The sequence below is a fragment of the Lachnotalea sp. AF33-28 genome (assembly GCF_003477885.1).
Lineage (GTDB): Bacteria > Bacillota > Clostridia > Lachnospirales > Lachnospiraceae > AF33-28.
Map to the genome: position 1 here is coordinate 118,432 of NZ_QUEE01000010.1, position 21,246 is coordinate 139,677.

The following is a 21,246-nucleotide window of genomic DNA, read 5'->3' on the forward strand; positions in this document are numbered from 1 at the left end:
TCATAAAAAAATACATATTATTATTAAAGCTGGGTGAGTGGTATGTTAAATGATGAGAAAATGCGATGGCAGGTGAGTGGTTTGGATCCGGATATACAGAGTTTGAAAAAAGAGAATCAAAAGCTGTGTGATCTGTTGGAACGGGACGGACTTACCGGTATTTACAACCGTGGGACGTCAGAGGAAAAGATATCCGACATGCTGGAACGGGTAAAATCCGGTTTTCTGTTTTTGATCGATGTGGACTATTTCAGGCAGATCAACAATCTGCATGGGCATATCGCCGGAGATGAACTGCTAAAACAGATTGCGAGAATTTTAAGCTGTATGATCCTGAAAAATGATATACTGGGCAGAATCAGCGGGGATGAATTTGTCATCTATATGCCGGCAAAACAGGATCTGAATTATGCGGAGAAACGTGCGGGACAGATCAGGGAGAGGCTTGAAAGGATTACGGAACAGAGCGGACTTCCGGAGTTCACCATATCCATAGGATACAGCCAGTACTGCGAGGGAGACAGCTATTTGAGCATGTTTGAACGGGCAGATCAGAAGCTGATACAGAACAAGCGCAGACGAAACAGAAAGAACGTGGGGAGAACCATGCGCGGTGAAGATGCCTGGATGAAAAAAGGCATTGATATCGATATGAAACGCATCCGCAGGGAGCTTGCGGAGCAGGAGCTGCTGCAGGGAGCTTACTGTCAGGATTATGATACTTTCAAAAGCATATACCGGTTTGTGGAACGCAGACTTCGACGGACGCAGAGCAGCGTGTATATCATATTGCTGACGCTTACGGACGGCAGGGGTGAATTCCCAGAGCTTACGGACCGGGAAGATAATATGGAAATACTGGAAGGGGTAATCCAGAATTCTCTGCGCCTGGGAGATGTGTTCACCCAGTACAGCAGCTGTCAGTTCCTGATCATGGCTTCCGATGTGCAGGAGAGAGATGCGGAGAGCATCGCGCTTCGCATCAGCAATGCGTTTTACCGTGAACTGGAGATTGAGCCGGGCAATCTGATCCTGCATCACTGCTATCCGTTAAAGCCTGCTGGAGAAGAGGAATGAGTTAATTGAAAAAAGGTCCTGAAAGAGACGAAATATACATCGCTCTTTCAGGGCCTTTTATTAGCAGATCCTGGTGCCTTCGGGCACGCTGTCATCCACAAAAATCAGTTTGCAGCCGCAGGCGTTGTTTGTGCCGGCAAGGAGCATCCCCTCGCTGGTGACGCCGCTGAAACGTGCGGGCTTTAGGTTGACCACAACAATGATCTTTCTGCCGATGAGGTCCTCCGGCTTATATTCCTTTTTGATGCTGGACACGATGACCCTTTCCTTCAGGCCGTCAAATAGCGTAAGCTTTAAGCAGCTGTGGGATTTACGGATTTCCGCCGCTTTCAGCACCTTGCAGACTCTAAGGTCAATCAGATCAAATTCCTCTCTGGTGATCTCCGAAGCTACCGGCTGTACGGGATCCGGATCGCCGTAGACCGCAGCGGGCGTCTCCTCGGAGGCGGTGTTTGAAGTCTCTCCGGCCAAAGGCGCAGGCGCTTCCTCCTCCGCCGTTTTAGGTGTGGAGAAATCCAGAAGGAAGGTATAGCGGTTGGGGCTGATAGCATAGAGGAAGAGATAGAGCCTGGGGCCCTTTTCCTTGCCGATTAACAGCCTGTATACATTTTTAAAGAAGGTTCCCTGTATGGATTTCAGATTGGGAGAATCCGCGCCGAAGACTTCCTTCGGAATATCATAGAGGCGGGTGTTCAGCTCGTCCAGCGTATAGCCTCCCTGGCAGATCGTACCGTGCAGCAGGTCAATCTCCTTTTTCTCATCTTCGCTTAAGCCCTCATATACCTCCCAATTGCGAACCGGCAGCAGATGGTTCGCATTTTCCGGTGAACACTGCTCCAGCCAGTATCTGGCCAGATCCAGGCGTTCCCGGAAATCCTCATATTTATAGGGTGTATTGATTTTTGTAAATACGGTTTCCAGCATCGGAACGTTGAAATCCACCACGGAGCCCAGCTGTACCAGCAGGGACATCGGAACGGTTTTGATTTCTTTGCCGTCTATCAGGCAGTTTCTCATGATGGACTTGACATAATCGTCCGCCTCGCCGGATTGATAGGCATTGTACTGCCTGTCAAATTCAAAATACTGGCGCAGGATGCCGTCGTCAAAACAGAAATCGAACGCCTTGTTTGGCTCTGATTTCGCGTACAGCCACAGTATGACCTCGGGCTGATAGATCTTAAGCAGCGTTTCCGGAGTCAGATTCAGACCGGAAGAACCGGACATCTTGCCGGTGGAGCCCTTGATGCCGATGAACTCGTAGCCCTGGAAGATCGGAGCCTCATAGCCGAAGATCTTCTTCGCGATCACGCGGCTGGTATCGTAGCTGCCGCCCGGGCTCGCGTGATCCTTTCCGCCCGGTTCAAAATCCACGCCCTCATACATCCAGCGCATGGGCCAGTCAATCTTCCATGCCAGTTTACAGTTGAAGTCTTCGCGGAAATGAAAGGTGCCGTGATGTCCGCAGGCGCAGGTATATTCGGCTGTCTCGCAGTCATCGGACAGGGAAGTGATCTTAGTGGTATCCTTACCGCAGACAGGGCAGTATATGCTGACCGGGTAATAGGCCTCCCTCTCCCCTTCCTTGGCGTCCTGGGTGCGGAAGCTGTCCAGGATGTCGAAGATCTCCCCGCGCTTTTTCAGCGCCAGGATGATGTAGTCCACATATTTGCCGCTGCGGTACATGACGGACTGATGGCGGTAATCCACATCGATGCCGAACTGCTCCAGCGCGCCGGTGAATTCGTTTTCGAAGTGCTCGGCGTAATTGGCGGCGCCGTCATCAAAAGGATTGGGGACGTCCACATAGGGACATCCGATATATTTTTCCATATCAGGATTGATTTTTTCAACGTTTACCGGAATCTTGCGCAGCCGGTCGAATTCATCCCAGGAAAACAGCAGGCGGGCTTTTTTGCCCATGCCTCTTAAAGCCCTAACTACGAAATAACTGGTGGCAATATCGCGGAAGTTGCCGATGTGAATGGAGCCAGAAGGGCTGATGCCGGCGGCACACACATATTCTTCCTTATCCGGATTCTTTTTAACGATTCTGTTTGCAATTTCTTCTGACCAATGCATTTTTAATTATTCATCCTTTCCTAGTTGGTATCGGAAAAAGTAAAATTTGGGAAGCGCATGATTTCCATAGCAAACTATCTGCTGCGCAGATAGAAAATCAGCAAGTCTACGACATTATATCATGAGATGAAAAAGGTTACAAGAGCGGACTTGCGCTTCCTGATGCCATAAGGCGCCGCACATATTCAGAGGTTTCCTGTATGAAAGCCGCCGTATCTATGCCCGTATTGCCGATGGTTTTATGGATAAACAGTCCGTCGGACAAAAGCAGCAGGAGCCAGGTGAGATAACCGGATGGGATCACATCCGTGCGTTCCCCGACTTTTTCCGCGATCAGGCTGGAAAAACGTGTATACCAGTCCAGCAGCCTCTGGCGGATCTGCTCATTGCCAAGCATCGCGTCATAGAAAAAGTGCAGTCGCAGGCCCGCGGTGGACACATCGCGTTCCAGCACATATTTGACCAGCCGGTTTATGGAGGTGTCTTTGGTGGCATCGCCGGTCCAGTCGATCAGATCCTGCCACTGCCTGCTTAAATATCTGTCCGTCAGATCCAGCAGGATCTCATCCTTATTTTTATAGTGATAGTACAGCGTTCCCTTGGAGATGCCGGCGGTGCGGGCAATTTCCGCGAGAGAAATATCCGCGAGGGCGCTGGCTGTAAGCAGCTTTTCTGCGGTATCCAGGATCAATTCTTTTACATTGTCTTTTCGGGGTGCGGCCATTGGCGTTTGTCTCTTTTCCTATTTACTTTTGTTTTTCCGGATTCAGCTTGCGATACTCCCTGGGGGTGCATCGGTAATAGCGTTTGAACATCTGCGAAAAATTGCTCGGACTTTCGAATCCGCACTGAATGGATATTTCGGCAATGCTTTTGTCCGGATTCTTAAGCAGCAGAGAAGCTGCCTGGGTCACTCTGTATTTGATCAGATATTGCATGGGCGATACCTGTATGACCCTGGAAAAGCAGCGCAGACATTCGCGTTCTCCTATGTGTGCCTCTTTGGCTATGAGGGTCAGATCCAGATTTTCCATGAAGTGCTCATGAATAAAATCCAGCATCTTATGAATGCGCGCACTGTCCTGATCAGGCCTGACATACCCGTCCCTATCAGCCGCGTAGCTCTGGTACAGAGTCAGGCATATCCTGGAGAGCGCCTCACGGACAGTAAATTCATATCCGAATGCATCGGAGGCGAGCGCGTCAAAGGCGGCTGTAAACTCATCCTTCAGGGGCAGGCGGCATCCGTCAAAACGGCCGCATCCGATGAGCGGAAGGATATACTTTTCGGCGAAGACGGAATCAGCGTTTCCCATGATGAGGGACGGATGAAATACGATGGAATGCAGTTTGCAGTACGGGTCCGCCGCGGCGTAATGCAGGATGTTGGAATTAATCACAAATCCCTCGCCCTGCGTCAGAGGAATTGTTTTTTCAGGTATCTGCAGCTTTAAAGAACCTTCCTTGAGGTAGAGGATTTCCAGCTCCTCGTGCCAGTGCCACGGTATGGCATCGTCCGCGCGGTCCGTATACTGTGAAGAAAATCCGGCGCACGGAAATTCAACAGTTCCGTGGGGCTGCAGCTCTTTGGAGCCGCGGTTCAGATTCAGGCTGCATGTTTGAAGTCCCAGGGGGATCACCTCCGCAACTAAACAGTCGTTTTTCTTATATTATATGTCCGGAATGAAATTGAATCAAGACCCAAAACAATGTATCCTAATACCATGTAACAGGTACGTTACTGTTTGCGGTGGTCATAAACGCCCCGCTATGCGCTGCTTGATCGGCAGCCGTGAACAGTGACACCGGTACAGACATAAGGGGAAAGGAGATGCGCATATGAACGGAGATTTTATGGATATGCATCTGCACAGCTGCTACAGCGACGACGGGGAGTATTCACCGGCAGAGCTGGTTGAAAAGTGCGCGGAGAGCGGAATTAAGATAATGGCCATTGCGGATCACAATTGTGTGAAGGCCCATGAAGAAGGAGAACGGGCGGCCGCCCGGGCGGGAATCCAATATGTTCCCGCGGTGGAAATCGACTGCACATTCGGCGGCGTGAACCTGCATGTGCTGGGGTACGGAATCGACTGGAGAAGTGAGGATTTTAATGCGATCGAGAAAAATGTAGAGGAACAGAGCCGTGAGGCCTCGCACAAGATGCTTTTGGCGACACGGGAGCTGGGCTTTGAGATAACGGAAGAAGATATGGAAAGGGCGGCAAAAAACAGCTACTGGAAGGACTGCTGGACAGGGGAGATGTTTGGGGAGGTGCTGCTTCACCATCCCGATTATGAAAGGCATCCTCTGCTGCTGCCCTATCGGGAAAACGGCGTCCGCGGCGATAATCCCTACGTAAATTTTTACTGGGACTATTATTCCCAGGGCAAGCCGTGTTATGTGGAAATCCGGTATCCACGCCTTGAAAGTACGGTGGATATCATTCACAGAAACGGAGGGTTTGCGGTGCTCGCCCATCCTGGCGTCAATCTGAGAGGGCGCGAAGAGCTGCTGGAACAGGTCCTCAAGCCCGGTATAGACGGACTGGAGGCATTCAGCAGCTATCACAGCAAAGATGAGGCGGCCTACTACTTTAACGAGGCAAAATCGCGCGGCCTGTTCGTTTCCTGTGGCAGCGATTATCACGGCAAAACGAAACCTGCCATCCGTGTCGGCGGCCACGGATGCCTGGCGTCGGATGATGAAATACGGGAATTGTATCACAGATACAGCTCCTGCATACCAATTTAAAAGTGACAGTTCAGACGAGTACATATCAGACAACAGGCTGACAACAGCCGATATTTACGACCTGACGGACGCTATTTCTATGGATGGGTCTATACTGTTAAAAGTGGAAAGTGAACAATAAAATAAGCGTATAATTGTGGTGGGAACGTTTAAAATGCTCCCGCCATTTTTTTATTCAATAGGAGAATACGGCCTATTGAATAAAAAACGCTCCGCTTAGGAACGCACTGCGGCGGGAAGGTATTATGCCGCCAGAGCGGCCCGCCGCAGGCGGAGAATCCCGCGAGCGGGATTCTTATTTATTCAATAGAGTGCGCTCCCCGCCATACGCGGGAGGTTTGTGGTAACTCTGAATAGTAAGTTCACCCTGTTTTACGATTGACGCAAACGGTGAAATTTGGTAAAATAAGAATATATAGTCGGTCATGCGGGCGACTTGGGCAGGTCTTGATTGTAAGCCTTAAAAGGCAGAAGGAATGGGGAAGATGAATATTGCGAAGCTGAACCGGAAATTGCAGAAGAAGTATCGGGGAGCTGTGTCAGTCAGAGAGGAAGAGGACCGCATTGTGGTGTCGGGCAGGCTGACTGACTGGAACGATGCGGTGGAAGCATGTACGATGTGCGTGCAGAGGAAGGGCGATAAGCATGTGGTGAACGATATCGCGCTGGAGGGGGTACGGATTCCTGCCATGAGGGTGCCGGATATCCGCGATGAGAGCCTGGAAGGCCTGCGGCCCGATGTGCTGATCGTCGGCGGCGGGATTTCCGGCGCCAGCATCGCACGGGAACTGACGAAGTGGAAGCTGGATATCCTGCTGGTTGAGAAAGAGGCGGATCTGGCGGTCCAGGCTTCGGGGAGAAATGACGGGGAGGTGCATCCCGGTGTGGATTTAAATAAGGGCAGCCTAAAGCAGCATTATGTCCTGCTGGGAAACCTCATGTATGACCGGATCTGTGAGGAACTGGATGTGCCGTTTCGGCGCTGCGGCCAGTACGTGGGATTTACGGATGCTGTGGCCTGGCCGATTGTGCGGCTGTTTGTGTGGCAGAGGAAACATATCTGCGGTGTAAGGGATACGAGGCTGGTTGGCCGTCGGGAGCTTAGGATGGCGGAGCCGGAGTTAAATCCGGCGTTTAAGTTCGCCATATATAATCCAAGCGCCGGCTGTGTATGTCCATACGGTCTGACTATCGCATACGGGGAAAATGCGGTGCAGAACGGAGCCAGGATTTCGCTGAATACGGCCGTTCTGGATATGGATGTGACGGAGGGACGCATAATGAGTGTCCGAACCAACCGCGGAACGGTGTATCCCAGGCTGGTGATCAATGCCGCCGGCACTTTCGCAGAAGATGTGGCAGAGATGGCCGGGGACCGGTTTTATTCCATCCATCCCAGAAGGGGGACGAATTCAATATTGGATAAAAAGGCGGGACATTTGATTTCATCGATCTCTTCCATCAAAACGCTGAAGAAAAATCCGGCCCACAGCAAGGGCGGCGGGCTGCTGCACACGGTGGACGGCAACGTGCTGGTGGGGCCGGATGCGGTGGAGACCTGTGAGAAAGAAAATTTTGCCACAAACCAGGAGTCCGTTGACAAGGTGTTTTCCAAGCAGAAAATGACTGCGCCGGGACTGAAGCAGGCGGATAGCATCGCCTATTTCACCGGCGTGCGCGCGGCAAGCTTCGAAGAGGATTTTGTGATTGAGAAGGGGCGGCGGACAAAAAACCTGATTCACTGTGCGGCGATACAGTCGCCGGGCCTGACATCGGCTCCTGCGGTGGCGGTGGACGTTGCGAAGATGGCTGCGGATGAGCTTGGCAGGCTCTTTAAGGTGGAGCAAAATCCGGATTTTCAGCCCAGGCGGGCGGGAATTCCCAGGCTTCGGGAGCTGCCCAGACAGGAGAGGGAGCGGCTGATCAGAGAAAATCCGGATTATGGCGTGATTGTCTGCCGGTGTGAGGAGATCAGCAGAGGGGAGATACTGGATGCGCTTAAATCTCCTCTGCCGGTCTGCACCGTGGACGGCGTGAAGAAAAGGCTGCGTCCCGGCATGGGACGGTGCCAGGGAGGCTTCTGTCTGCCACTGGTGGCCAAAATTATCAGCGAATATCTGGGCGTACCCCTGTCAGAGGTGCGTAAGGCGGGGCCGGATTCGGTGATCTCTTATGGGCCGCAGGCGGGAAAGGAAAGCATATGAGGGAATATGATGTGATTGTGATCGGAGGGGGGCCGGCCGGACTGGCGGCGGCCATATCCGCGGATAAAGAAGGGGCACGGGTGCTCCTCATCGAGCGGGAGGCCCGGCTGGGCGGCATCTTAAAGCAATGCATCCATGACGGTTTTGGGCTGGTGCGTTTTGGGGAAAAGCTGACCGGACCGGAATACGCGGAGCGCTTTATAGACGAATTTTATGAGAGGAAAATTGGCTGCCGGACGCTTACTTTTGTAACAGAGATACAAAGAAAGGAAAAAGGTTTTCTCGTTACAACTGTTAACAGAGACGGAATGGCGGATTGGCTGGCGGGGAGCATTGTCCTGGCCACAGGATGCAGGGAGCGTACGGCCAAACAGGTGTTTATCCACGGGACCAGGCCGGCCGGCGTGTTTACAGCCGGCACGGCCCAGCATTTCACCAATCTTTTGGGGGAGATGCCCACAAGGCGCTGCGTGATTTTGGGAAGCGGCGATATCGGACTGATCATGGCCAGACGTCTGACGTTAGAAGGTGCGAAGGTGCTGGGTGTATATGAGGTGAAGCCTTCGCCGTCCGGGCTGACCAGAAATCTTGTGCAGTGCCTGGAGGATTATGATATTCCGCTCTATCTGTCCCATACCGTGACCAGAGTCTTTGGAGAGGAGCGTCTGACCGGCGTGGAGATCTCACAGGTGGATGAGCAATTGAAGTCGGTGCCGGGCACATCTTACCGGGTGGACTGCGACGCGCTGATTCTGTCGGTGGGGCTGATCCCGGAGAACGAGATGGCATCCAAACTGGGCGTGACGCTGGATGGCCGTACCAAAGGCCCTGTCTGTGACGAGGATTTCATGACGGATGTGGAGGGGGTCTTTTCCTGCGGAAATGCGCTTCATGTCAATGATCTGGTGGACTATGTGTCGGAGAGCGGAGAACTTGCGGGACAGAGCGCGGCTGCTTATGTGAGGGGCAGGGGGACAGCAGAAGTCAGTACGGTCGATTTAGAGGCGGATCGGTCGCTCCAGTATCTGGTTCCCCAGAGGATACATCTCCGGCCGGAGGGAAAGAAAACGGTGCTGTATTTTCGCAGCGGCAGAGAGATGAAAAAGTCTGTATTTACAGTTGAAGCCGATGGAAGACAGGTCTTTTGCAGGACCTATGCCGCTCTAAGACCGCCTGAGATGGAGCGCATAAAGCTGGATACGGGAGGCTGGGGTCTTGGCCCGGGGTCGCGCGTTACGGTATCTGTCAGAGAATGTACGGCCGGAGATGAGGTAACCGCCGGAAAGAAGGAGGATCTCGGAGGCGCTGCCGCTGCCGGAGATGCTGCCGTCAGGGATGCTGCCGTCAGAGATGCTGCCGTCAGAGACACCGCCGCCGCGGATGGGAAGGGAGGCCGCCGATGAAAGAGATGATCTGCATTGTCTGCCCGAACGGATGCAGGATGGAAGTGGAAGAGAGTGACGGACGCATTCTGGTGCGGGGCAACCGCTGTAAGAGGGGGGAAGAGTTTGTAAGATCAGAGCTCACCTGTCCCATGAGGACGGTCTGCTCCACCGTGCGGACCGCGTTTCCAGAGGCTCCGGCACTGCCGGTCAGGGTGTCGGCTCCGATTCCAAAGGATCAGATATTTCCGGTGATGCATGCCATCCATGAGGTGTATCTCACCCGCAGGGTGGCGCGGGGGGAAACCGTGATCAGAGATGTGCTGGGACTAGGCGTGGATGTGATCGCCACCAGCGGCATATTGATACCAAAACAGTAAAAAGTCAGAAACGCGCCTTAGAGCGCAGACAGGAGCCAGTATGAGCAAACCGTATAAAGGATTTGAGCCGGCATGGGTGAAGGAGCCTGCGCCGAAGAACAGCTACCGTTCTATTTTCCGCTGGGGTGATCCGGAATTTGTGAAATATCCGAAAGAAACGCTGTACAAGATGATGAAGGAACAGTTCCGTATGACCGATGAGGATTTCAGCCATTATGACGGCGATATCGGCTGGGATGAGGTGCATCTGAACAGGCCGTGCCGGCTGGAGAAAAGGCACAGAGAGGCCATGGAAGAGATCGTGGGCAGAGAGTTTGTCACCGATGAAGACTATCCGAGGCTGTCCGTAGCCTATGGAAAGACCGGTTTTGATACTTTGAGGCTGCGTGAAAAGAGAGTGGACAGTCTGCCCGATCTGGTGGTCTATCCCGATACCACGGAGCAGGTGGAGCGGATTGTGGACTATTGCTCAAAAAATGCTATCCCGCTCTACGTCTACGGCGGCGGCAGCAGCGTTACCATGGGGGTGGAGCCGGTGAAGGGCGGCATTTCTCTGGATATGCGGCTGCGTTTTAACAAGGTTTTAGGCTTTAACGAAACGGATCAGACGATCACGGTGCAGGCCGGCATGTCAGGACCCAAGCTGGAAGATACGCTGAACCGGGCGCCGGAGCTTTTAAAGGCGGTGCGCAGATACACCTGCGGGCACTTTCCGCAGTCTTTTGAATACAGCAGCGTGGGGGGATGGGTGGTGACCAGAGGCGCCGGCCAGAACAGCACCTATTACGGCTGCATCACGGATATCGTAGCCGGCCAGAAATACGCCACCCCCATCGGAACGGTCACCACCAGCACCTATCCGAGAGAGGCCACGGGGCCTAACCTGAATCAGATCATGATGGGAAGCGAGGGGACCTTCGGCGTGCTGACGGAAGTGACCCTGCGGGTATTCCGTTACATGCCGGAAAACAGAAAACGCTTTTCCTTTATCTTCAAGGACTGGGAGACCGCTATGGATGCGGCCAGAGAGATGATGCAGTGCGAGGCCGGTTATTCCTCGGTCTTCCGTCTCTCCGACCCGGAGGAGACCAGCCTGATGCTCAAGCTCTACAATGTGGATGAAACACCGCTGCAGAAGCTGTTTGATATCAGGGGATATAAGGATATGAAGCGGTGCCTGTTCATCGGTTTTACGGACGGGGAGAAAGGGTACTCCAAAAATGTGGCGAAAAACATACGGCGCATCGCCCATGAGCGCGGCGGCATGAGCCTGACCTCTTTTGTCACAAAGAGCTGGGAGCATGGCCGGTTTACCGATCCGTATCTGCGCGATACAATGCTGGATTTCGGCATCATGACCGACACGCTGGAATGCACGGTGCACTGGTCCAACATGGCGAAGGTACATAAGGAGGTGCGGGAGGTCTGCCACCGTCTGCCCAATACCATTGTGACCACCCATATGTCCCACTGTTATCCGCAGGGTGCCAACCTCTACTTCATCTTTATCACCAAAATCGACGACGCGGAGAAATTCCGGGAATATCACAGCAGCATTCTGGACGCGATCCAGAAATCCGGCGCGGCCATGAGCCACCATCACGGCATCGGCAAGATGTTCGCGCCGTGGCTGGAGGGGCAGCTGGGACGCACGGAATACGGCGTATTCCATGCCCTTAAGGACTATTTTGACCCCGGATACAATATGAATCCCGGCGGAACCCTGGGACTGGATCTGCCCGAAGACAAAAAGCGGTTTCCAAATCAGTAAATGCGGTGTACAAATTCTTTTATTTGATGTTTACACGGATAATCCAATGAGGTATGATGTGATCATATGGCATATGCCATATAGACGGGGGCAGGTATGGAAGAAAGAGCAGAACGGGTTGTATTGATCTTTGATGTGGGGACACAGAGTTCCAGGGCGCTTCTTGTGAACAACCGCGGGGAGATACTGGGAAAGGAGCAGTGCAGGCATGATCCGCCTTATGTTTCTCCGGATACGGATCTGGCGGAGCAGGACGCGGATTTCTATTACGAACATATCTGCTCTGCCGCCAGAGGGCTGAAGAAACGCATGCCGGAATGCTGGGAGCGGATCGAGGCGGTTTCGGTCACCGCGATCCGGGCCACCACGGTTTGTGTGGATAAGGAAGGGAAGCCTTTAAGACCGGCATTTGTCTGGCTGGATAACCGCAAGGCGGAAGGAAAGCCTAAGTATTCCCAGCTCACCAGGCTGATGCTTAAGGCCGTTGGCATGGATCAGACAGCGATCATGCAGTACCGAAAAGGCCAGTGCAACTGGATGATGGAAAAGGAGCCCGAGACCTGGAAGAAGACCTATAAGTATCTGATGATCAGCGGTTATCTGATCTTTAAACTGACCGGCCGTATGGTGGACTGTGCCGCCAGCATGGTGGGCAGAATCCCTTTTGACCACAGGGCGAGAAACTGGCAGAAGAAAGGGGCTCTGACGAGGCCCGTGTTTGACATTGAGCCGGAAAAGCTCTGCGATATCGCCGAAACAGGAGAGGTGATGGGGGAGATCACCGGGAAGGCCGCCGCGGATACAGGTCTTAGATGCGGGCTGCCCGTCATCGCTTCCGGTTCCGATAAAGCCTGTGAGATATTGGGTCTGGGGTGCATAAACAGGGAGAGGGCCGCCATCAGCTTCGGAACCACCGCCACCGTAACATTTACCACACCGGAATATGTGGAGCCGGAGCGCTGGATACCGCCCTATGCTTCGGTGATGAAGGGGCATTTTACCCCGGAGATTGAGATCTTCAGGGGTTACTGGCTGGTGTCCTGGTTTAAGAAAGAATTTGCCGAAAAGGAAGAGGAGATGGCGAGGCAGCTGGGAGTCTCTGCGGAGCAGCTTTTAAATGAACGGTTGAGCGAGGTGCCTGCGGGATGCGAAGGCCTGATCTTTCAGCCCTATTTCACGCCCAATACCACGATGCCCGTGGCTAAGGGCTCGGTGATCGGCTTTTCCGATGTCCACACGCGCATACACATCTACCGGGCGATCATAGAGGGAATCAACTTCGCATTGATCGACGGCATGCGGCAGCTGGAAAAGCAGTCCGGCCACAGGTTTCAGGAGATCCGGCTCGGGGGAGGCGGCGCTCAGAGCGACGAAATCTGCCAGATTACGGCGGACATGTTCGGCCTTCCGGCGGTCCGCACGCAGACGCATGAGGTGTCCGGCATCGGCAGCGCCATGGCAGTGTTTGTGGGGCTGGGGGAATTTTCCGGCTATAAAGAGGCTGCGGAGCATATGGTCTCTGTCAAGGATGTATTCGAGCCCGACATGGAGCAGCACCGGATTTACCAAATGTTATATGAGGAAGTATTTAAAAAAATCTACGGACGGCTTTCTCCTTTGTATCAGAGGATCAATGAGATCTACGGAGCCGGGGCGAAGCCGGAGCTGTAGGATGAGTGGCGGCAGGCGGCACAGGCCTGGCCGCACAGCATAGGGGCGCGGGGATGCGCTCTTGAGATAATCAGGAGGATTGACATGCTACTTACATTGGAAAAACTGGATAAGCGCACGAGGGAAGTGGAAAAACGCCGTTATATGCGGATGGAGAGTGTGACCCCTTTTCTTGTTGCCCCGGGCGGCGGGGACAGGGATCAGGTATATACGCAGGCGCCGGAAATTACGGGAAATTCCCGTATGGAGGTGGGGGAAACCTTTGACGGGTTCGACAAATACTTATGGATGCAGACGGATGTAACGGTTCCAGCGCATGAGGACGGCCTGGAGGCCATCGGATTGTTTGATTTCGGAAATACCGGAGGGGATGGCAACCCCAGGTTTGAAGCTATGCTTTATGTGAATGGCCTCCCCTATCAGGGGATGGATAAAAACCATAAGGACGTGGTGTTTGAATCGATGGCCGGAGAGCCGATGAGACTGACCTTTCTTTTATGGACCGGGCTTAACGATGGCCCATCCAAGGAGCCACGGCACCTCAGGATTCAGAGGGCGGAAATCGGTTATCTGCATAAAGAAACGGATGAATTGTACTATCTGTCCCGTGCGATTGTGGAGACGGCAAAGCTGATTCCGGATGAACAGACCGAGAAACAGGATCTGATCCGTGCGCTGGATCAAGCCTACTGTCTGGTCAACTGGGATGAGGATAAGTTTTACAACAGTGTAGGGGAGGCTCTGGCATATGTAAACGGCGCGCTGGAAACTATGGAAAAGACCAGCAAAGTCACCGTACACTGCGTGGGGCATACTCATATCGATGTGGCCTGGCTGTGGCGGCTGAAGCATACGAGGGAGAAGGCGATGAGATCCTTTTCCACCGTGCTGCGCCTGATGGATGAATTTGACGACTATGTATTCCTGCAGTCCCAGCCGCAGCTCTACGATTACGTGAAGCAGGATCAGCCGCAGATTTATGAGGGTATGAAGCGCAGGGCCGCCGAAGGCCGGTGGGAAGCGGACGGAGGCATGTGGCTGGAGGCGGACTGCAATATCAGCTCCGGTGAAGCGTTAAGCCGCCAGTTCCTGCAGGGCATCCGTTTCCTGAAAGAGGAGTTCGGGCATGAGTGCCGCTTCCTCTGGCTGCCGGATGTATTCGGCTACAGCTGGGCGCTGCCGCAGATCATGAAGCAGTGCGGCATCACAAGCTTTGCCACCACCAAGATCAGCTGGAACCAGTTCAATACCATGCCCCATGATCTGTTTTGGTGGCGCGGCATGGACGGAACAGAGATCATGACTTATTTTATCAATACGCCGGAGCCGAATCAGCCTATGGACTCCCGGTTCGCCACCTATAACGGGCTTCTCACACCGCAGTCGGTCCTGGGCAGCTGGAAGAAATTCAAGGATAAGGAGATCAGCAGGGATACGCTGATTTCTTATGGATACGGCGACGGCGGCGGAGGCGTCAACCGGGATATGCTGAAGATGCGCCGGGCGATGGACCGCCTGCCCGGACTGCCCGCGGTGAAGACCGGAAAAGCGGGTGAATTTTTCGATCTGCTGCATGAGCGGATGGACGCGGCGGGGGAGCAGGCGGCTGTATGGGACGGAGAGCTCTATCTTGAGTACCACAGAGGCACCTATACCTCCCAGGCTCATAATAAAAAGATGAACCGGTACCTGGAATTTGCGCTCGCGGAATCGGAATGGCTGTCTTCCATGGCGGCGGTTGCCGGCGGTAAGAGCCATAAGCAGGAACTGAAGGAAGGATGGAAGATCGTGCTTCGAAACCAGTTCCACGATATCATCCCCGGCTCTTCCATACATGAGGTTTATGAGGATTCTGCGAAAGAATATGAGGAAGCCTGCCGCATAGAAGAGGGCGTCAGAACATCCGCGCTCTCATGCCTCACCGTGCAGGAAGAAGGCGCATACTGTGTGTATAATACTACGTCTCTATACAGATGTGATCCGGTCTTTGTCCCGGGAGAAGACGGACTGGCCTTTACGGGTCCTGATAAAGAGGCGGTTGCATCCCAGAGAACGGAGGGCGGTTATCTGCTTAAGGTGCCCATGGAGCCCCTGTCCATGAAAACCGTGAGAGCGGTGAGCGGTGAGCGCGTATCCGTGGGGGCTGCAGAACCTCTGCCGTTTGCCTTTGACCCGGAAGGGGTTCTCGAAACGCCGTACTACCGCCTGGCATGGGACTTAGACGGGAATTTCAGCAGCATCTACGACAAGGTAAATGACAGAGAGGTGATAAAGGAAGGCGGAAGAGGCAATGTGCTGGAAGTGTATGAGGACCGCCCTCTAAATTACGATAACTGGGACATAGATATCTTTTATATGCAGAAGAAGGAGACATTCCGCCTTATTGCGCCGGTGGAAGTCCTGGAGATGGGCGGACTTAGGGCCGTGCTGCGTTTCCGGCGCCGGTACAATTTATCGGAGATCGTGCAGGATGTAATTGTTTATGCAGACAGCGGGCGCATAGATTTTAAGACAAAGGTGAGCTGGCATGAGGACTGCAGGCTTTTGAAGGCCTCTTTTGAAACGAGTGTCAGAAGCCAGCACGCTTCCTATGATATCCAGTACGGCCACGTGGAGCGGCCGACCCACTATAACACCAGCTGGGACTATGCCCGGTTTGAGGTGGTGGGCCATAAATGGGCGGACCTGTCGGAAACCAATTACGGCGTGAGCCTGTTAAACGACTGCAAATACGGCTACAGCATCAAGGATCACGTGATGAAGCTGTCCCTGTTAAAGAGCACAAAATATCCGGATGACCGGATGGATATGGGTGAGCATGAGTTCACTTACTCCCTGTACCCTCATGCCGGCAGTGTGACGGAGGGCGGGACTGTCCGGGAAGGCGTATGCTTAAACCAGCCGCTGCATGGCATATCCGGCTGCCGCGCCGCCCTTAAGTACTCTGCGTTTACGGTAACGGATGTGAACGGGAATCCTTCCGATGCGGTGCTGATTGATGCGGTGAAGGAAGCCGAAGGAGAGGACTGCCTGATACTTCGGTTCCACGAGTGCCTGGGAGGCTCTCATAAGATCCGGATTCAGGCCGGTATCCCGATGAAGGAGTGGTGTGAGAGCAATATCCTGGAGGAGAGCTGCGGTGAATATAAATCCTGCGAGGACGGGCGGATGGAATTTGCATTGCATCCTTTTGAAATCAGGACGGTTAAGATAAGGTAACACAGTGAAGTACAAAGCCGGCTGATTTTCATTTTGAAAATCAGCCGGCTGGATAATCGATTCCTTCCGGTAAGGGATCCCATTCATTGAGACCGAGGCTCTGTTTAAACTTGGCCTGTTCAAGAGTAAGCTGCGCCGGATCCTCTGCGAGGTACTCCATCAGTTCGTCAATGCCTTCTCTGGTCACATTGTTCACCAGAAAGATGCGGTCACAGCCGGCATTCATAAGCCATTGCTTTACCATAGGAACATTCGCATACGGCGAATCGGTTTTGGTTATAATTCCAATGAGCGGCCGAAGAATAAAAGAGCGGAGGCTGGGACTGAATAAATTATACGGCTCATCCGCCGCCTGGACGATCGCCACCACATCCGCTTCAAAAGAAAAGCATGCCAGACCGACGCTGAAGCGTTTCGACTCGGCATATTCTCCGGGGGAATCAATGGTATCATCCTTTGTAACCGTATATTGAGTTTTTACATAATGAAGTTCTTCGCCTTTTAAAGCCTGTGTCAGGGATGTTTTGCCGGCTTCACTTCTTCCCATTAAAAACAATTTTTTCATTTATCATTTCCTAAGAGTCAGCATCTGTGAATCGGGCAGGTTTTAAAGCCCAGCTCTTCATTAAAATATCGAACAACTTCTTCCACTGCGGTCTGTACCTGGGAGATCCCTCCGGTAATAATCAAAGAACCGCAGAAACGGTCCATAAATCCTATTTCAATATCCGCACTTTTTATCGCAATATCCGCAGCGGCTACAACCGCCTCCCAGGGGGTAAATCGGATCAGACCGATGGATTCGCCCACATGGTCTTCGCCCTCGTGGACTCCGATATGCAGCCCCAGATTCTGATAAACACATGTCTGGGAGGTGCTGATCACATGAGCCAGGCAGATTTCTTTCCCGGGGACCCGGACGCGGGTCATGCGCAGCTTTTTCCCCTTCAGATGCTCGTAATCGTCGTTGAATATTTTTTCCAACAGTTCCTGTTTCGTTATATGGGCCATGACGGCACTTCCTATTTCTTAGTAATGTTACAAACTACGTATCCCAGCGAATCCCTGAAAAAATCCACAATCTCAGTCAGGGCGGTCATTACGTCGGATATTTCGCCTGTGATGATTAATGTCCCTGTAAAACGATCTGCAAATCCAAGATAGACATTTCCGCTCTTAACGGCAATATCGGACGCGATCACTGCGGATTCCGGCGGAGTCATATTCATGATTCCGATCGCGGAAGAGCTGTAATCAACTTGCGGATTTAGACCTAACTTCTGATATACAATTGGAGCAGGGCCGCCCATCACATGCGCAAAGGTTATTTCCTTTCCGGCTACTGTTTCCTGCACAATTCGGATTTGATCTTCATGGCCGTTTGACATCTCACTGGTTCCTCTCTTTACTGCTGTATAATTCGTACTGTAAATAAATCATACTCTCTATGGATTTTTCTGTCAAGATGTGAAAGATGCCTGGCACCGTATTTCCCTTATGATCCTGCCTGCAGGAATTATACTAAGCGTTCTGCCGGGGGCGTTTTGCTTTATTATAAAGCAAAATGCCCCCGGCAGAAGAATGATTTATGCTTCGCAGACGAATTGTATAGGAATGTAGATACGTCCCGGACGGCCGGCGGCCGTAACCTCTAAAAGGACAGTGGTGATGGCTCCGTCGGCGGGGCCGGCGGTGATCTGTGCTACGGCAGAGGCATTGCCGGAGCCGCAGTGATATTGGTTCAGAAAGAGGGCGGTATTTGTACCGGTATCGATACTCCATCCTTCCGGCAGAAACCATTTCAGTTTCAGCCACAGAGGATCACCTACAAAGCCCGATATATTTTCCGCATGCAGCTTGAGCTGCCTTGTTTCTCCTTCATGAATCCGTATGCCTTCTGTTACGCTGACCTGAAGTTTCATGATGGCATTCTCGCCGATAAAGGTCTGAAAGTTTTCTGGATATTCATCTGTAAAGAAAGGGGGCTTTATAGTCCAGTCACGGATGGGATGATCGTAAAGCTCCTTATCTGTATTCAATACGATTTCAGCTCCGGAAGAATACAGGTCAAAGTAGCCTGTCATAAATGACGGCATCAGGCAGCTGGTTCGGTTTGTCAATTCTGTGACGGTTTTAGGAACCTTCAGCATGGAGGACTGCAGATTCAAGGAACATGTTTTGATTTCATCGCCAATTGGTTTGAGCCATTTTTCCGGAATGCCGGACGCCCCCAGTATAATCCCCATTACAGAACCGAGGGTGGCGGTAGTGCAGTCACCGTCTTCACCGCATCCTGCCGCTATGCAGATGCTTTTGCTGAAGTCTCCTTCACCGTAGTACCATGCGAGAACAGTCAGGCCAATATTGGAAGGTGCATCATATCCCCAGGGGCCCTGCGGAAGATTATCGGGATTCGGCAGTCTAAGCTGCCCTCCAAAAGAACCTGGTATCTGGGTCAGCAGCCGGATCCGCGCTTCTTTCCAGGTAAGGTGGTCATGATAACATTCTATGGCAAGTCTTACAGCCTTTGCAATGCCGCAGTCAGCGGGAATATAAGAAAGGCCGATCTGTATCAGCTCTTCATAATCGGTGACAGCAAAGGCGGCACTTTCCAGCGCTGTCGTAAAAACTTCGGCATAAATACCTTCATCAGCATGATCTATCATGGCATCCTGCAGGGCATAGCGTACTGCGAGCTCAGGATGTCCCGGCATCAGGCAGGCCCACAGCTCACTGCGGATCCATGAGCCGTTGGAATCCTTGAAGGCGTTGCAAAAACCGCCTGATACGGGAGGTTCCAGCCCGAAACGCAGATTGTTTTTCCCCACGCCGTATTCTGCCCAGTTGGGTACGATAGTGGAGACCCAGTACTCGGCGAGAATCTTTGCATTTACAGAGTTACCGAACCGCTCCGCAGCGCATAGCCAGGATAACTGCAGATCGAGATCGTCATTGGGCAGGACGCCTTCGGAAAAGTTATGGGTATAATATTCCACATCATGAACCTCCCTGCAGGCTTCAAAGGGTGCGCCTAATGTTCCGCCGATATTTTTGCCCAGCCAGCAGCCATACACTTTATTGCGATATTCCTCTTTTGAGATGGTTTTCATATAAACAGCCTCCTTGATTACATATAACTTTAGGTTTTCTATAAGTATAAAGGAAGGCTTTGGGACTGTCATTAGGGCAAAGCGAGCTGTTTTTAGGGAATTCAGTGATTATCGGCTAAAAGCCTGATGCGGTAACTGCCGGGAGCTTCGCCGTAAATTTCCCGGAAATGCCGGTAGAACATTTTGCTGTCCGTGTAGCCGCTTTGCAGCATGATCTCGCTGATGGACAGAGAGCTGTCCCGCATCAGGCATACAGCCTGGGCGATCCTTTTTTCCTTGACATATTGGGAAAAGCTTTTACCGCAATGCCTTTTCAACAGTCTGCTTAAATAATCAGGATTGTAAAAGCCCCTGGCGGCGATATCCCCCAGTTCTATTTTCTCGGTGAAATGTTCATTGATATATTCCGTTACATCCTGGACAGAGCAAAAATGAGTTTTTTCGGAGCCTGAGTTGATCTTACGGAGGAGCCAGCTGAAAAGAGTCTGTGTGCAGGCGCGCAGTACCGACAGGTAGCCGGCCTTTTTCTGCTCAAATTCCCGCAGCATGATTTTAATCAGCTGATCGGCCTCTTCAAGCTCAGTTTTTTGAAATGACACGCATTGCAAAGCACTGTGCTCACTTTTTGAAAATTCAGAAAAGATATTGTAACAGAAGATATCGATGATGCTTTCAACGTTGACCAGCTCTCTGCTGAAGAACTCCGGCTCCAGAAGGATGTTGACATAGGTCATGCTCCTTAGAGGCGCAAGACTGTGCGTCTGCCCGTAATCGATGAACAGAAGACTTCCGTGACATACTTGGTACTCTGTGCCGTCAATGGATTGGATTCCGCTGCCGGCCAGGATATAAACCAGCTCTATGAATTCATGCTGATGTATGGGATAGGACTGAGAGGTGGTTACCATTTCCAGCTTGATCCGTCCTTCATCGCTGATGGTATCCTTTTTAAAAAGTTTCATAGGCGTCCTCCTTGCTGCCTTAAAAGGTTGTTAGATTATTATACATTGCGGATATCATCATTGCAATATGCGGAACGCGCTGATCCATTGTGCGCAGGCTGAATTGTAGCGCGTTATCTGAGTTTGTATTCGCCTTTAAAAAATGAAAACTGAAAAATGACAGAAAACCGTTTATTCTCAAAAGGAGTAGACGGTTTTTTGCTGTGTATAGCCGTCTGTTTGCCAAGATACCCTTTTGCCAAACCAAAAGGCGATGGCGGCAGGCCGTGTTTTTTCTTTATGAAAGCTTAATGGAAAGGGGAATGATCCTTAGCCCGCTTTCATGAATAAGTGTGTACAATAGCAGAGAAATCAAAGTATACAGCACAAGTACACTGCAGTGTGCGTAGGCCATCGACCTGCGGTTGGTGGCATGTAAAAGGAGGAAATCATATGCTGGACTTTATGATGCTGACTGTGTTGGCCGCCTGCTGCGGCACAGTGGCGCTGCTGATTTGCTGGTGCCATAAACAAGTTGAGTCGGAAGAATAGAAGGGAGATCACGATATGATGTACGTTCTTGGAGGTATTGTCCTTTTAATGGGTGTTTATCTGGTGTATGCCCTGGTACACCCGGAAAAATTTTAAACCGAAG

General features: G+C 52.1%; 17 protein-coding genes. 9 read left to right on the forward strand and 8 right to left on the reverse strand.

Features of this window, described 5'->3' with window-relative positions; all coding sequences use genetic code 11:
- Window positions 1-42: 42 nt before the first annotated feature.
- Window positions 43-1,077 (forward strand): GGDEF domain-containing protein, encoded by a 1,035-nt coding sequence (locus DWZ56_RS14855; protein WP_243095290.1) that lies wholly within the window; start codon window positions 43-45, stop codon window positions 1,075-1,077.
- 60 nt (window positions 1,078-1,137) lie between these two features.
- Here the strand turns inward: DWZ56_RS14855 and lysS are convergent, their stop codons facing one another.
- The 3 genes from lysS to DWZ56_RS14870 form a co-directional block, all read right to left on the reverse strand.
- Entirely contained in the window at window positions 1,138-3,159 is a 2,022-nt protein-coding gene (gene lysS, locus DWZ56_RS14860; RefSeq protein WP_118557418.1) for a lysine--tRNA ligase, read from the reverse strand.
- A 136-nt stretch (window positions 3,160-3,295) separates the two neighbouring features.
- Complete coding sequence (locus DWZ56_RS14865; protein ID WP_118557419.1) at window positions 3,296-3,883, reverse strand: TetR/AcrR family transcriptional regulator; 588 nt, start codon at window positions 3,881-3,883, stop codon at window positions 3,296-3,298.
- A gap of 22 nt (window positions 3,884-3,905) precedes the next feature.
- A complete protein-coding gene (locus DWZ56_RS14870; RefSeq protein WP_118557500.1) occupies window positions 3,906-4,790 on the reverse strand; it encodes an AraC family transcriptional regulator in 885 nt (294 codons plus the stop codon).
- Between the two features lie 208 nt (window positions 4,791-4,998).
- Between DWZ56_RS14870 and DWZ56_RS14875 the strand changes: the two genes are divergently transcribed.
- The 7 genes from DWZ56_RS14875 to DWZ56_RS14905 all read left to right on the forward strand — a co-directional run bounded on the left by DWZ56_RS14875 (window position 4,999) and on the right by DWZ56_RS14905 (window position 16,540).
- A complete protein-coding gene (locus tag DWZ56_RS14875) occupies window positions 4,999-5,913 on the forward strand; it encodes a PHP domain-containing protein (protein WP_118557420.1) in 915 nt (304 codons plus the stop codon).
- A 485-nt stretch (window positions 5,914-6,398) separates the two neighbouring features.
- On the forward strand, window positions 6,399-8,117 hold the full coding sequence (locus DWZ56_RS14880; RefSeq protein ID WP_118557501.1) for an NAD(P)/FAD-dependent oxidoreductase: 1,719 nt from the start codon (window positions 6,399-6,401) through the stop codon (window positions 8,115-8,117).
- Window positions 8,114-9,520 carry an NAD(P)/FAD-dependent oxidoreductase gene (locus DWZ56_RS14885; protein WP_118557421.1) on the forward strand — a complete coding sequence of 469 codons (1,407 nt, stop codon included), beginning with the start codon at window positions 8,114-8,116 and terminating at the stop codon, window positions 9,518-9,520. Before DWZ56_RS14880 ends, DWZ56_RS14885 begins: the two co-directional genes overlap by 4 nt.
- On the forward strand, window positions 9,517-9,879 hold the full coding sequence (locus tag DWZ56_RS14890; RefSeq protein WP_118557422.1) for a DUF1667 domain-containing protein: 363 nt from the start codon (window positions 9,517-9,519) through the stop codon (window positions 9,877-9,879). Before DWZ56_RS14885 ends, DWZ56_RS14890 begins: the two co-directional genes overlap by 4 nt.
- A gap of 40 nt (window positions 9,880-9,919) precedes the next feature.
- Entirely contained in the window at window positions 9,920-11,650 is a 1,731-nt protein-coding gene (locus DWZ56_RS14895; RefSeq protein ID WP_118557423.1) for an FAD-binding oxidoreductase, read from the forward strand.
- Window positions 11,651-11,746: 96 nt separating this feature from the next.
- Window positions 11,747-13,321, forward strand: coding sequence for an FGGY-family carbohydrate kinase (locus DWZ56_RS14900; protein WP_118557424.1), 1,575 nt, complete (start codon window positions 11,747-11,749; stop codon window positions 13,319-13,321).
- Window positions 13,322-13,405: 84 nt separating this feature from the next.
- Entirely contained in the window at window positions 13,406-16,540 is a 3,135-nt protein-coding gene (locus tag DWZ56_RS14905; protein ID WP_118557425.1) for an alpha-mannosidase, read from the forward strand.
- A 40-nt stretch (window positions 16,541-16,580) separates the two neighbouring features.
- On the opposite strand, the gene DWZ56_RS14910 is transcribed toward DWZ56_RS14905, so the two are convergent.
- From DWZ56_RS14910 to DWZ56_RS14930, 5 genes are all read right to left on the reverse strand, one after another.
- Window positions 16,581-17,105: a EutP/PduV family microcompartment system protein gene (locus tag DWZ56_RS14910; protein WP_118557426.1), complete on the reverse strand. Its 525-nt coding sequence runs from the start codon at window positions 17,103-17,105 to the stop codon at window positions 16,581-16,583.
- Window positions 17,106-17,122: 17 nt separating this feature from the next.
- Complete coding sequence (locus DWZ56_RS14915) at window positions 17,123-17,551, reverse strand: BMC domain-containing protein (protein ID WP_118557427.1); 429 nt, start codon at window positions 17,549-17,551, stop codon at window positions 17,123-17,125.
- An 11-nt stretch (window positions 17,552-17,562) separates the two neighbouring features.
- Window positions 17,563-17,928, reverse strand: a complete 366-nt coding sequence (locus DWZ56_RS14920; protein ID WP_118557428.1) for a BMC domain-containing protein — start codon at window positions 17,926-17,928, stop codon at window positions 17,563-17,565.
- A 198-nt stretch (window positions 17,929-18,126) separates the two neighbouring features.
- Window positions 18,127-19,650 (reverse strand): ADP-ribosylglycohydrolase family protein, encoded by a 1,524-nt coding sequence (locus DWZ56_RS14925; RefSeq protein WP_158584612.1) that lies wholly within the window; start codon window positions 19,648-19,650, stop codon window positions 18,127-18,129.
- Window positions 19,651-19,751: 101 nt separating this feature from the next.
- A complete protein-coding gene (locus DWZ56_RS14930) occupies window positions 19,752-20,612 on the reverse strand; it encodes an AraC family transcriptional regulator (RefSeq protein WP_118557430.1) in 861 nt (286 codons plus the stop codon).
- A 549-nt stretch (window positions 20,613-21,161) separates the two neighbouring features.
- On the opposite strand from DWZ56_RS14930, the gene DWZ56_RS23830 reads away from it, so the two are divergent.
- Complete coding sequence (locus DWZ56_RS23830) at window positions 21,162-21,239, forward strand: potassium-transporting ATPase subunit F (RefSeq protein WP_442911449.1); 78 nt, start codon at window positions 21,162-21,164, stop codon at window positions 21,237-21,239.
- The last annotated feature ends 7 nt before the right edge of the window (window positions 21,240-21,246 follow it).

Coding starts and splice junctions, on each gene's coding strand:
- DWZ56_RS14855 (WP_243095290.1), top strand. CDS start 43: ATGTTAAATGATGAGAAAATGCGATGGCAGGTGAGTGGTTTGGATCCG.
- lysS (WP_118557418.1), bottom strand. CDS start 3,159: ATGCATTGGTCAGAAGAAATTGCAAACAGAATCGTTAAAAAGAATCCG.
- DWZ56_RS14865 (WP_118557419.1), bottom strand. CDS start 3,883: ATGGCCGCACCCCGAAAAGACAATGTAAAAGAATTGATCCTGGATACC.
- DWZ56_RS14875 (WP_118557420.1), top strand. CDS start 4,999: ATGAACGGAGATTTTATGGATATGCATCTGCACAGCTGCTACAGCGAC.
- DWZ56_RS14880 (WP_118557501.1), top strand. CDS start 6,399: ATGAATATTGCGAAGCTGAACCGGAAATTGCAGAAGAAGTATCGGGGA.
- DWZ56_RS14885 (WP_118557421.1), top strand. CDS start 8,114: ATGAGGGAATATGATGTGATTGTGATCGGAGGGGGGCCGGCCGGACTG.
- DWZ56_RS14890 (WP_118557422.1), top strand. CDS start 9,517: ATGAAAGAGATGATCTGCATTGTCTGCCCGAACGGATGCAGGATGGAA.
- DWZ56_RS14895 (WP_118557423.1), top strand. CDS start 9,920: ATGAGCAAACCGTATAAAGGATTTGAGCCGGCATGGGTGAAGGAGCCT.
- DWZ56_RS14900 (WP_118557424.1), top strand. CDS start 11,747: ATGGAAGAAAGAGCAGAACGGGTTGTATTGATCTTTGATGTGGGGACA.
- DWZ56_RS14905 (WP_118557425.1), top strand. CDS start 13,406: ATGCTACTTACATTGGAAAAACTGGATAAGCGCACGAGGGAAGTGGAA.
- DWZ56_RS14910 (WP_118557426.1), bottom strand. CDS start 17,105: ATGAAAAAATTGTTTTTAATGGGAAGAAGTGAAGCCGGCAAAACATCC.
- DWZ56_RS14915 (WP_118557427.1), bottom strand. CDS start 17,551: ATGGCCCATATAACGAAACAGGAACTGTTGGAAAAAATATTCAACGAC.
- DWZ56_RS14920 (WP_118557428.1), bottom strand. CDS start 17,928: ATGTCAAACGGCCATGAAGATCAAATCCGAATTGTGCAGGAAACAGTA.
- DWZ56_RS14925 (WP_158584612.1), bottom strand. CDS start 19,650: ATGAAAACCATCTCAAAAGAGGAATATCGCAATAAAGTGTATGGCTGC.
- DWZ56_RS14930 (WP_118557430.1), bottom strand. CDS start 20,612: ATGAAACTTTTTAAAAAGGATACCATCAGCGATGAAGGACGGATCAAG.
- DWZ56_RS23830 (WP_442911449.1), top strand. CDS start 21,162: ATGTACGTTCTTGGAGGTATTGTCCTTTTAATGGGTGTTTATCTGGTG.